This window comes from Prosthecobacter sp. (assembly GCF_044226605.1).
In the GTDB taxonomy this organism is placed as follows: domain Bacteria; phylum Verrucomicrobiota; class Verrucomicrobiia; order Verrucomicrobiales; family Verrucomicrobiaceae; genus Prosthecobacter.
The window spans coordinates 246404-257733 of record NZ_JBGAGS010000003.1; the positions used below are offsets into that span (position 1 = coordinate 246404).

Here is an 11330-nt window from a genome sequence, read left to right on the forward strand (position 1 = left end):
TTAGCGAGAAGGACTGCTGGCATGCGTTTTCTCCTGAGCGTCTTCTATCTGCTGCTGCTGGGTCGTTTGTTTGTGCTGGATGCAGTTCTCGAGCCGACGAATGACGAGGGCTTGTGGCAGTGGAATGCACGCTGTGAGCAATGGGATCTTCCCGCTCATGGCATCCTCCACAGTGCCCTGAGTCCGGTGAATCACGGGATCAACCGGGTGCTCTTCTCCCTTGCTTCACCCTCGGTGCTGGCCAAGCGCATTTTCTGTTCGCTGCTCGTCGCTGCCGCTGCGGGGTTCGCCTGCCTGCGGCTCATGCGTCAGGGGAACGCCGCGGGCGCCGCCATGCTTCTCGCGTGGTTATGGCTGGATCCTTATCTCTTTCGAATGGGCAGCTGGGCCATCCTTGAGCCGCTGCTCATGTTCGGCATCGTCGCCTGGTACCTGCGGGCTTCGCGTGCGGAGTTCAGCCTGCTCGATATCCTCTTCCTGGGTTTCCTGACGGGCCTGCTCATTGGCGTGAAGCTCACGATGATCTGGCTGCCCGCAGGCATGTGCGCCAGTCTGTTGTTCTCCCGAAAGTTCAAAGAGCTGGCGCTCTTCATCTTCGCCACCGCCGGGGTCATCGCCATTGCCTACGTGTCTGTTTACCTCAGTGTCGATCATGATCGCTTCAAAGAAATCTGGCGTCAGCACATGGTCGCACGCACCGCCCCTGTGGCCAATTTGCTGGCGCTCTTCCGCGGACTGCCCGATTTTCGTTCGGCCTTCTACACCGCCACGGCTCTCGTGGGCTGTGGCTGGTGCCTCTGGCGCTCTTTCCGCAGTGGCCGTGCGCTCGGTCCGGCCGTCTGGGCGGTTCTCGCTGGCCTGACCGCTCTCGCCACTCAGTCATGCCGCCCGGAGCGCTACCTTTTCCCCATCGCTTTCCTCAGCCTGCTGACCGCGCTGGATGCCGGACTCCTTCGCAAGTGTCACCGTCACCTCGTTGCTTTCTGCCTGCTCCTGGCTATGGGTGCGAATGTCTTCTGGTGGCGCAGCTTTGTCATCTCTCCTGCCAACGCAGGCGGCTGGACGGTGCACGCAAAACTCCAGACCGCAGCTGCTCAGGGCCGCATCATCGCCGCTCCACCCAGTCTGGCGCTGGACCTCAGATGCCCCGTGCAACCCACATCAACAGGCATTCTCGCCCTGCCCGCGGCTGAGAATTATCACCCCGATGTGCTGGCTTTGCAGATCGAAGCCGCAGAGCCAGCACAGGAAGATTCGCGTATGACCGCCGAACTGATCAGCAGGCAGGCGACCACCACCTCCAAAGGCTTTTACCGGCTTTACGAAGCCCCCGAAGTTTCACCGCCAAATCGAGTCCCATGAGCGCGCAAGAAACCGCCGTAGCCATTATCGGCGCAGGACCCGCCGGCCTCACCGCTGCCTACATGCTGGGGAAGGCAGGCATCCCCTGCATCATCCTTGAAGCCGATCCCCATCTGGTGGGCGGCATCTCACGTACCGTCAGTTACAAAGGTTGCCTCTTTGACATCGGCGGCCACCGTTTCTTCTCCAAGTCAGCCGAGGTCGAGGCCCTGTGGAAAGAGATCCTGCCCGACGGCATGCTTGAGCGCCCACGCTCGTCCCGCATCTATTACCGTGGGAAATTCTTCGCCTACCCCATCGCTGCATTGGATGCCCTCATGAAGCTGGGCATCTGGGAATCGATTCGCTGCGGCCTCTCCTACCTGAAAGCCCGCCTCATGCCCGTCGCCAGACCTGCCAGCTTTCAGGACTGGGTCAGCAATCACTTTGGCGCCCGCCTCTTTGAGATCTTCTTCAAAACCTATACCGAAAAGGTCTGGGGCATGAGCTGCCGCGACATCTCCGCCGACTGGGCCGCGCAGCGCATCAAAGGCCTCTCCCTTTCCTCCGCCATCTGGAATGCCCTCTGGCCCCGCCGTCAGAAGTCCGGCTCCGCTGTCATCAAGACCCTTATCAACACCTTCCGCTATCCAAAACGCGGCCCTGGGATGATGTGGGAGGCCTGCGCCGCCAAAATCACCGCCCAAGGCGGTCGCATCCTGATGGGCCACCGCTTTATCAAAGGAGACTACGATGCCGCCACGCAGCGCTGGACGATCACGCATCGCGACACCGCAGGGAATCTTCACGCACTCACGGCGCAGCACCTCATTTCCTCCGCCCCAATCGCCGACCTCATCCCCAGCCTCAGCCCCGCGCTGCCTGCTCAGGCTAAGTCCGCCGCCAAGGCCCTCCGTTACCGCGACTTCCTCACCGTCGTCCTCATGTACCGCCATCAGGACGCCTTTCCTGACAACTGGCTCTACATCCATGACCCCAGCGTGAAAGTCGGCCGCATTCAAAACTTCAAATCATGGTCCCCCGACATGGTGCCAGATCCCAACCTCGCCAGCTACGGCCTCGAGTACTTCTGCTTTGAAGGTGACGGCCTCTGGACGAGTTCAGATGCAGATCTCCTCGCGCTCGCCAAAGCCGAAATGGAGCAGCTCGGTCTCGCCAAAGCCACCGACTGGGCGGATGGCTGTGTCGTCCGTCAGGCAAAGGCCTATCCGGTGTATGATGCCAGCTACGCCACCCACGTCAGCGAGATCCGCCAGGCCATCGCCACGCACCTCCCTCGCCTGCACCTCGTCGGCCGCAATGGCATGCACAAATACAACAATCAGGATCACTCCATGATGACCGCCATGCTCTGCGCCCGGAACATCATCCACGGGTCTCCTTTGTACGATCTTTGGCAGGTGAATCAGGATGCCGAATATCACGAAGGCAATAGTGCAGATCAGGGCGGCAGACTTGTGCCCGCCCAATTACCCGGCACCACGAGCTAGACACGCAGTGAGTCAGCAGGAGAGCGCTTCTCTCCACCACGCTCAGCCCTACGGCGTCGCCTTCACCGCATCCCTGCCGTTTGTCACCGCCACCATCGCAATGTCCACCAGCAGCTTCTGCACGTTGCAGTTGGAGGCAGCAAAGGTCTTCTGCAGATCCTCCAGCGTCTGCGGCCCGTAGGCCAGCGGCTGCTGCTTCACGAAGTGATTGAACAGCTGCCGGATGAAGGCGCGGTGTCCATACGGACTGCCGGCCACATAGTTCACAATGTCGCGCGGTCCGGTCAGATGCACCTTGCGGCCTTCGTCATCGGAGAACTCGCCATCCGCATTCACCGGCTTGTTGTTGTCCTTCGTGCGCCAACGGCCGATCGCATCAAAGTTCTCCAGGCTGAACCCCAGCGGGTTGATCGTTGAGTGGCAGGACATGCACGAGTTGTTCCGCGTCAGTTCCGTGATCTTCTCGCGCATCGTCAGCTTCGGATTGAAGTGGCTCTCATCAAACGTCACCGCCATCGGCGGCGGACGCAGCGAGAGGCCGACGATGTTGCGCGTCAGGAAGACGCCGCGATGAATCGGCGAAGTCGCCCGGCTGCTGGCCAGCGATGCCAGCAAATATGGATGCGTCACCACACCCGCGCGCTGCTTCGGATCAAACGACACCTGCTGAAACTCCCCGCCCTGCACCGGCTTTCCGTAGAATTTGCCCAGCCGGTCATTGAGCAGCAGGTAGTCCGCCTGCAGCAGCTGCCGGTAATCCGACTGCGGGCTCCACACCACCTGATCAAGAAACGCAAACAACGACTCCCGCAGATCCGCCAGCACGCTGTCGTCAAAACCTGGGAAGATCTTCATGTCCTTCGCATTGCCCTCGGCGCGCTCCAGCTCCAGCCAGTGATGGAAGAAGCCGTGCATCTTCGCCTTGGTGCGAGTGTCGCTCAGCATGCGCTGCGCCTCGGCGCGGATCTGCTCCGGTGTGCGCAGCTTGCCAGCCGCCGCGGCCTGCATGAGCTTCTTGTCAGGAATGGAATCCCACAGCGCCAGCGCCAGACGTGAGGCATAGGCGTAGTCATCCGGCTTCTCGTCCTCGCGCAGTTCCGGATAAAGAAACTGTGGCGACTTCAGCGTGAAAAGCACCACGCGCTTCACCGCTTGATCCGGGCTCTTGGCCGTCTTGAAAAGCGCCTCGATGTAGAGCTGCTTCTGCTCCTCCGTCAGCGGGCGGCAGAAGGCGGCCTCCACAAACGCGAGGGCAAATTTCTTGAGCTTCTCCACGCGATCCGGCGCGCCGTCCTTGGTGCCGGCGAGTTCGTTCAGATTCTCCTGCACGTGCTCGGCCGTGGAGATCGCGGCATCCGTGGTGGCGAGGTCCCAGGATTTGGAAATGGACGTGCCGCGCTCATAGCCCACGCTGCGGTCGTCCGCGGGAAAGCTGGTGCGCACGATCATGAGTTCGCGTGGACGGTCGGTGCGCAGCGCATGCTGCGGGATGATCTCCGCCACGCCGTGCGGCGTCTTCCACCACAGCTCGATGGAGGCGGACTTCTCCTTGAATTTGAAATGGTCCAGCTTCAGGCGATACGCGCGGCCGCCCACGAGGTACATGCTCTTCTTCTCCTCCCGCACCTGGGGGCCGGCGCTCACCCACGCATCGATCAGCGCATCGTTTTCCGTGGTGTCATTGATCCACAACCTTGCTCCGTTTTCGGTCTTCAGGATGAACTCATACACGCCTGTCTCCTCAGCCACGACGCTGCCTTCCCAGGAGTCCTGAAACTGCTCCGCCTCCATCTTCTCCTTGTCCGGACTGTCTGCGCCAAAGTGAAACGCCACCTGCGGATCCACCCGCTCCAGCTTGTAGTTGGGTCGCTTGGCCTTGATGCCCTTCTTCGGCGTCGTGTCCACGACAGGCTCTCCTGGCTTTGGCAGCTCCACGCCGCGATACACCGCCTTCAGCCCCGTCTCCGCATTCACGGCCCGGTCAAACCCCGGCCCCATGCGAAAGCGCCCGATCAGATCCATCACCGAAGTGCGATACTGCGCGATCGTCAGCCGGCTCAAATCCTGATCCGGCGGATGGCTGCGCGCCTGCGCCGCAGCAGAGTAAAACGTCTCATAGATATAAGCCGCCACATTCTTCGCATCCTCGCCCACGCAGGTGCCTTCCTTGTCCTCCGGCATCGTGCGCTCGATCTTGCGCGTCAGCGCCTCCAGCGTCAGATCGCCCGTCAGCGGATCATCAAACTTGTCCTTCACGCCCTGGCCTTTGGTGCCATGGCACTCCTGGCACATCTTTTTGTAAATGACGGCGCCAGGGTGTTCCGCTGGCGCGGCGGCGGAAGCGTACGCCGTGAGCAGTCCCAGCGCGAGCCAGGGAAAATGAAAATGGGGGGATGTGCGGGCCATGAAAGGGGGGAACTTGGCTAAGAGAATAATCTCCTGACTGCAACCCTCTTTCAACCGCCTTCCGCGCCGCTGATTTTAGGGTGTCTGCGCCCTTGCCAAGGCGGACAGTCCTGTGGATGGTGATTTACTCATTCATGGACCACCGGATCGCGTGCATTTCTCAGGGAAAACTCCACCTCATTGGCTCCAAGCCTGCCGAAGAAAGCGTGTCTTCGGACTTTGTTCGCGATCTTAAAAAGCGCCTGCAGGTCATTGAGAGCCGCGCCTCCATTCGCAATGGCAGCGGTGCCGCCTTCATGCGCGGCGGCCTGCCGATGCAGGACGGACCCAGCGTGGAGGACACCTTCACTTCGGAATTCTCGTGCGTCTCCGGCAGTTCGCAGTCCGGCGAGATCTGTTACGGCATCGATGCAGGTGAAGTGCGCGCCCTTTTCATCTACGAGATCGCGGACCGCTATGAGCGCCGCGTTTATCATGGCCCAAACCACCGCTTTGCCGCCATCTCGACCCGCCAGACCTCCGAGGGGCCGGAATGGCTTGTTGCCATGGCGCGTGATCATGGCGGCAGTCGCATCGGACTCATCAAGCCGCAGAGCGGCGGCGGCATCCAGGAACTGACCGAGGGAGACTCGCTCGATTCCTATCCCGCATGGGCGCCATCGGCTGAGGATTCCTTTGTTTATCAGACCTCCGGCATCGGCCGCCATCACAGCTCCAACGCATGGGAGGGGCTGGGGCCCGCCTCCATTCAAAAGGTGAACATGCAAACCGGGGAAATGCAATCCGTCGCGGAGGACGATCGCTTTGACTTCCTCTGTCCCAGCTACGGCCCGGATGGAGTGCTGTATTACCTGAAGCGTCCTTATGAGCCGTTTCACCGGCCGTCCTTCTGGCAGTTCCTGCTCGACATCGTGCTGTATCCCTTTCGTCTCGTGCGCGCATTCCTCGCGTTTTTGAATGTGTTCTCCATGTTCTTCTCCGGCAAGCCTTTGCAGACAGCGGGCCTCCCTCCACGTCGAGATGGCCCCGATCCGAAGTCGGTCTTCCTGCATGGCCGCTGGATCAACATGGAGAAAAAGATGCGCCAAGCTGCGGCGGATGAACTGAAGGACTTCCTGCCCAAGAACTGGGAGCTCATCGCCCGCAGTCCGGATGGCGAGAAGGTGATCTGTAACAGCGTCATGGCCTACACCATCGCCAGCGATGGAAGCATCTACTACTCCAACGGCAAGGCTGTATTCGCCAAGGCAGGCCCGGACTCGCCGGTGAAGAAGATCAGTGATCTGAAACTCGTGACCAGCCTCGCTGCGGTCGCTTAGCACTCGGCCGCAGCTGCTCTGTGGTTGTGCGAGCCCTGCTCAATGGCAGGAACACCCACCGCATCCTTTCTTCGCCCCCAGCCGCTTCTCAATCTCCAGCGAGGTCGGTGTCACCGCCAGCCCTCCCAATGACGTGCAGCGGTGCTCTCGCGGCATCCTCTCCGCCACGCTTTTCGCCGCATCGATCACCTCATCCAGCGGAATGAGAGGATCAAAATCCGCCAGCGCCATGTTTGCGCAGGAGAGCGCATTGCTGGCGGCCATGACGTTTTTGCCCAGGCAGGGCGCCTCCACGCGATTCGCGATCGGATCACAGATCAGCCCCAACATGCTCTGAAACGCCATGCTCGCCGCAGCGATGGCCTGATCCCTCGTCCCACCCGCCAGCGTCACCAGCGCCGCAGCCGCCATGCTTGCCGCAGCGCCTCCCTCCGCCTGACACCCACCCACCTCCGCCGCAAACGTCCAGCGCGTGGCGATGAAAACACCGATGATCCCGCTCGCCAGCATCGCCTGCGCCATCTCCTCCTCGGATTTCCCCATCGCTTCTGCCATGCCGATCACCGCCCCCGGCAGTGCCGCACAAGCGCCCGCCGTGGGCGCGGCCACGATCACGCCCATAGAACTTTTCATCTCCATAAGCGCCGTGACATACAGCACGATGCGGTTCAGCGCTCCGCCATCCAGCAGCTTTCCAGCCTGCATTAGATCATTGAATCGCCCGCTCTGATGTCCGAGCACGCGATCCTCATACTGCGTGCCTGCGATGCCGCTGGCGATCGACTTCCGCAAGATCCGCACAATCGCGATCATCTTGTCGATGACTTCACGCTCCGTGAAATTTCCGCGTGTCATCTCATACGCCACCGCCAGCCGCCAGAGTGGTGTCTTGCGTTCACCATCATTCGCGAGCATTTCCGCGCAACTCGTGAAGGGCACGCTCATGTCTTTGCGCGAGGGAACCGGCAGCACTGGCGCGAGTCGTTTCACCGCAATGGCAGCGGGATGCTCCACAAACGCCGCCGCCTTCACCTGGATGAGCTGGCATTCGCCCGCATCATGCCGGATCACCTCATCTGCCGCAAACTCAGCCGGGGTGCCTTTGAGCAGCCAGATGAGCGTCTCATGATACCCGCCATCCATGCTCAGCGTCGTGCCATCAATGGTCAGCACCTCGATCATACCACCGCCCGTGGAGATGGCGATGAGTGAGTGCTCTTCACGCGCATTCCGCAACGTCAGCCGATAGGTGTTCGGGTGCGGATCTCCCACGTCAACCGTTTCAAAGCGCAACTTGATGCCTGCATCTGCCAGCGCTTTCGCAGACTCCGGCAGCCGCTCGTCATCCGCGTCCCAGCCGAGCAATCCACCGAAGAGCCCCATGTCGCTGCCCTGGCTCTCATGCGTGGTGGGCAGAGAACCGTTGCGATCAAACTCCATCAGCACCTCCGCGATCTCACCCTCCATCAAATCCCGCGCCAACCGCCCGATGCGCAGTGCCGCCGCACAATGCGAACTCGACGGCCCCCGCATCACGGGGCCGATGACGTCATTGAAAATGGAAACGGTGCTCATGTCAGGGCTGCGGGGGTGCGGTGCTGCGGCCTTCGCGTTTGGATTGTTCCAGCAGCGCCTTCAGTTCCGCGGCGATTGCAGGTTGCTTCAAATAAAGGTTGGTTGTTTCACCCGGATCAGTCGCCAAATCGTAAAGCTGCCCCGGCGCTTCGGGCGCGGCCTCAGGCAACGCAAACGGTTTCAGTTCGCCATTAGCATAGTTGTTTCCACCGGAGCCGCGATGGTCGATGTACTTCCAGTTTTCGCGCCGGATGGAAAGCGTGCGCTGCCCGCTGAAAGCCTGCATGAGCAGATACGGGCGCACAGGCGCAGACGCTTTCCCTTCGAGCACGGGCAGCAGATTGAAGCTGTCTTCTGCGGCATCACGCGGCAGCTCCGCGCTGGTGATTGCTGCGAGAGTGCCCATCACATCCGTGAGGCAGGCGAGTTGATCGCTGGCGCTGCCACCTTTCACATGACCCGGCCAACGCACGATGAATGGCACGCGGTGCCCACCCTCCCAGGCATCTCGCTTCATGCCTCGCCAGGGTCTCGCACCATCGTGATGATAGTCTGCGCGCATGTGTACGATGCTGGTGGTCTCAGGCCCGTTGTCGCTGGAGAGCAGAACCAGCGTCTTGTCCGCGATGCCGAGTTTTTCGAGCTCCTTCATCAGCTCTCCCACGATGTGGTCGAACTCGCCGATGAAATCGCCATGCGGGCCAGCCTGCGTCTTGTTTTGAAACTCCGGTGCTGCAAACGATGGCAGGTGCACCGCCTGCGTGGCGTGATAGAGAAAGAAAGGCTTTTCCGGTGTGCGGCGCATGTGCTCCTGCATGAACTCCCGGCTGTTCTTCAGAAACAGCAGGTCCACTTCCTCCATCGGGAAATCCGGCGCGATGATGCCTCCACGGCAGTCGTTGGCATACGGATGCTTCGGCAGCTTGGAGCGATCCAGCGGACCCTGCGGCGGCACCGGGATGCGGTCGCCATCGATGAACGCATACAGCCAGTCCGTCGTGGGACAGCAGGCCGTGCCAAAGAAGCGTTCAAAGCCATGATCCAGCGGTCCGCCTTCCACTCGACGAGTGAAGTCAATGCGCCGCGCATCGTCCAGTTTTCCACTATGAATCGCCTCGCCCGCGGAGTCACGAAAGGTCAGGCCCACGTGCCACTTGCCCACGGCAGCGGTGGCGTAACCCTGCTTTTTCAGCATCGCTGGCAAGGTCAGCCTGCCCGGCGCGATCAAGCTGGGACCGCCCGCCCCCTGAAACACTGTGCCACCGCTTGGAACGCGAAACGCCATTTGCCCCGTCATGAGGCTGTAGCGTGAAGGCGTGCACACCGTGGCAGGACTGTGCGCATCCGTAAACCTCATGCCTTCTTGCGCCAGCCGGTCGATGTTCGGCGTCTCCACCTTGGACTGCGCATTGTAGCAGCGCACATCCCCATACCCCAGATCATCCGCGAGGATCAGCAAGACATTCGGCCTTTCGGCAGCAATGCTCAGGCTGCACCCAAGTGTGATCAGCGCGAAGATGAGGCGTGGGGTTTTCATGCAGAACACGAGCGCTTATTTTTCCAGCTCCTGCCGTGTGGCGATGGGCACGTAGCCAATCTCAAAACCCTTCGGTGGTGTGAGGATCAGCGCCGGGTCAATGTCTGCCAGCGATCCGAAATCGGGTGGCGTGAGGTAGTTGCGATCCTTCGTCCATGCGCGGTGCAGCTTCTCTACGCGCTTCTGCACTTCCTCGCGCTCCGCATCTGTCAGGTCCGCGTTCATCATCGCGGGCTGGTCGGCAAATCGGTACCAGTAATACGTCACCACACTGCCGTCTCCCAGGCGGGCTTTGAAAGGACCAGCCACGGGGCCGGGCTTCTTCCAGGCGCTCGCCGCATCATCCGGCGTGGTGCGCGGCTCCTGTGGCTTTTCTGCGGGAGTGGTAAACTGGTGCTTTGTGAGTCCCAGCTCCGCGGGCACCTCCTTCGGTGGGAGCACATTCCACTGCGGTTTTTTGCCGTTGGCGTTGAGGCCCAATGAGAAATACTCTGGGAGAGTCACCAGTCCTGCTGCGCTGCGTGTGAGTTGCGCATCCCATTTGTAGGCAAAGGTGTTCGGCTGGGGCGCGAAAGAGGTGGCAAAGGCATTCCACGCCAGCGGCACTTTTTCCTCACGCTTGGTTCCAGGCGGATAGATGCTCCAGTTGGAGCCGCCGCCCGAGCGGAAGGGATGCACCACCGAGGCCTCCGCCTTGATCGCGCCATCCGCAGCCGCGCCACCGGCAAACCATTTTTCCACATCGTCCCACAGCGCTGCTTTCTTATACGCTGTCAGCCGGTGCAGCACGGTGGAGGTGCCATCCGAGCCGATGGGAAAGGACGTGGGTGCCACGCGCGCAAACTCTTTGCCGCTCGCATCCTTCGTGAGAATGGCTGGCACATGCTGCGTCTCCATTTGAATGGCTTTATTCGGTCCGGCAGGGCGTGTATCCAGCAGCGCCTCCGCCCACTCCGGGTGGTCGATCTTGGCCTGTGACCAGAAGAAAGGCGTGAAGAAAGCCGCCGGTCCCTTGAAGTTCCCCGTGTTGAGAAACAGCGTCCAGCATTGATTCCCGGTCGGCACATTTTTACCCGCCGTCGTGGTCTTCGCATTCGTCAGTGGCAGAGGCAGATAGCCATAGCCAAACAGCTCGCCGCGAGCACCCTGTTTCAGATTCAAACCATCCAGCGGAAAAAGCAGCCAGGGGCTGAGCTGTGCCACGCCATACTGGCCGCGCGGTTTTTCCCAGGTGCCCGCGCCGTAGCCTGGCCCATTCGCGATGAAGGAAAAATTCGGCCCCACACCACCCATGATGAACTTCGGCGTGGTAGTGGGAAAATGCGTGTCCCGCCACCAGCCCAGTCCGCCCTCGATGTCCGTGTAGCATTTGCCCTCCGGTTTCTTGCCTTCTTCATACTGCGGGTGCATCCACGTGCCGCAGAGTCCCGTTTGAAACCGGTGCCCCGGATAGGTGTCAACCAGCGGCCATGCTGCTGCATAGAGCGAGAAGCCCGCATTGAACTCCTCCGGCACGCGTTCTGTGGGTGCAAAGAGATAGCCTGCCATCTCGCCATCCTGTGGCTCTGCGGACATGGCCACAGAAGGGAGGGTGAGCAATGCGGTGCTGAGAAGAGGAAGAAGACGTTTCATGCGATCGTG

Annotated in this window: 7 protein-coding genes; 3 read left to right on the top strand and 4 right to left on the bottom strand. The window is 60.9% G+C overall.

All coding sequences use genetic code 11. The features are described 5' to 3' along the window. The first annotated feature begins 21 nt into the window (after positions 1 to 21). Both ACILSO_RS05510 and ACILSO_RS05515 read left to right on the top strand, forming a co-directional pair. A complete protein-coding gene (locus tag ACILSO_RS05510; RefSeq protein ID WP_395736371.1) occupies positions 22 to 1362 on the top strand; it encodes a hypothetical protein in 1341 nt (446 codons plus the stop codon). Further along, entirely contained in the window at positions 1359 to 2852 is a 1494-nt protein-coding gene (locus ACILSO_RS05515; RefSeq protein WP_395736372.1) for an NAD(P)/FAD-dependent oxidoreductase, read from the top strand. Before ACILSO_RS05510 ends, ACILSO_RS05515 begins: the two co-directional genes overlap by 4 nt. Positions 2853 to 2900: 48 nt before the next feature. Here the strand turns inward: ACILSO_RS05515 and ACILSO_RS05520 are convergent, their stop codons facing one another. After that, positions 2901 to 5258 carry a DUF1592 domain-containing protein gene (locus tag ACILSO_RS05520; RefSeq protein ID WP_395736373.1) on the bottom strand — a complete coding sequence of 786 codons (2358 nt, stop codon included), beginning with the start codon at positions 5256 to 5258 and terminating at the stop codon, positions 2901 to 2903. 134 nt (positions 5259 to 5392) lie between these two features. On the opposite strand from ACILSO_RS05520, the gene ACILSO_RS05525 reads away from it, so the two are divergent. After that, positions 5393 to 6577 carry a hypothetical protein gene (locus ACILSO_RS05525; RefSeq protein ID WP_395736374.1) on the top strand — a complete coding sequence of 395 codons (1185 nt, stop codon included), beginning with the start codon at positions 5393 to 5395 and terminating at the stop codon, positions 6575 to 6577. 39 nt (positions 6578 to 6616) lie between these two features. On the opposite strand, the gene ACILSO_RS05530 is transcribed toward ACILSO_RS05525, so the two are convergent. The 3 genes from ACILSO_RS05530 to ACILSO_RS05540 are packed head-to-tail and all read right to left on the bottom strand — an operon-like array spanning position 6617 to position 11321. After that, positions 6617 to 8152, bottom strand: coding sequence for an L-serine ammonia-lyase, iron-sulfur-dependent, subunit alpha (locus ACILSO_RS05530; protein WP_395736375.1), 1536 nt, complete (start codon positions 8150 to 8152; stop codon positions 6617 to 6619). A 1-nt stretch (position 8153) separates the two neighbouring features. Next, entirely contained in the window at positions 8154 to 9689 is a 1536-nt protein-coding gene (locus ACILSO_RS05535; protein ID WP_395736376.1) for an arylsulfatase, read from the bottom strand. Between the two features lie 15 nt (positions 9690 to 9704). Then, the gene (locus ACILSO_RS05540) at positions 9705 to 11321 is read right to left on the bottom strand and encodes a hypothetical protein (RefSeq protein WP_395736377.1); all 1617 of its coding nucleotides are present in this window, start codon (positions 11319 to 11321) and stop codon (positions 9705 to 9707) included. Positions 11322 to 11330: the final 9 nt, after the last annotated feature.

What these genes read in the sequence shown, in the direction of transcription:
- ACILSO_RS05510 (WP_395736371.1), top strand. Translation starts at nt 22, where the DNA reads ATGCGTTTTCTCCTGAGCGTCTTCTATCTGCTGCTGCTGGGTCGTTTG.
- ACILSO_RS05515 (WP_395736372.1), top strand. Translation starts at nt 1,359, where the DNA reads ATGAGCGCGCAAGAAACCGCCGTAGCCATTATCGGCGCAGGACCCGCC.
- ACILSO_RS05520 (WP_395736373.1), bottom strand. Translation starts at nt 5,258, where the DNA reads ATGGCCCGCACATCCCCCCATTTTCATTTTCCCTGGCTCGCGCTGGGA.
- ACILSO_RS05525 (WP_395736374.1), top strand. Translation starts at nt 5,393, where the DNA reads ATGGACCACCGGATCGCGTGCATTTCTCAGGGAAAACTCCACCTCATT.
- ACILSO_RS05530 (WP_395736375.1), bottom strand. Translation starts at nt 8,152, where the DNA reads ATGAGCACCGTTTCCATTTTCAATGACGTCATCGGCCCCGTGATGCGG.
- ACILSO_RS05535 (WP_395736376.1), bottom strand. Translation starts at nt 9,689, where the DNA reads ATGAAAACCCCACGCCTCATCTTCGCGCTGATCACACTTGGGTGCAGC.
- ACILSO_RS05540 (WP_395736377.1), bottom strand. Translation starts at nt 11,321, where the DNA reads ATGAAACGTCTTCTTCCTCTTCTCAGCACCGCATTGCTCACCCTCCCT.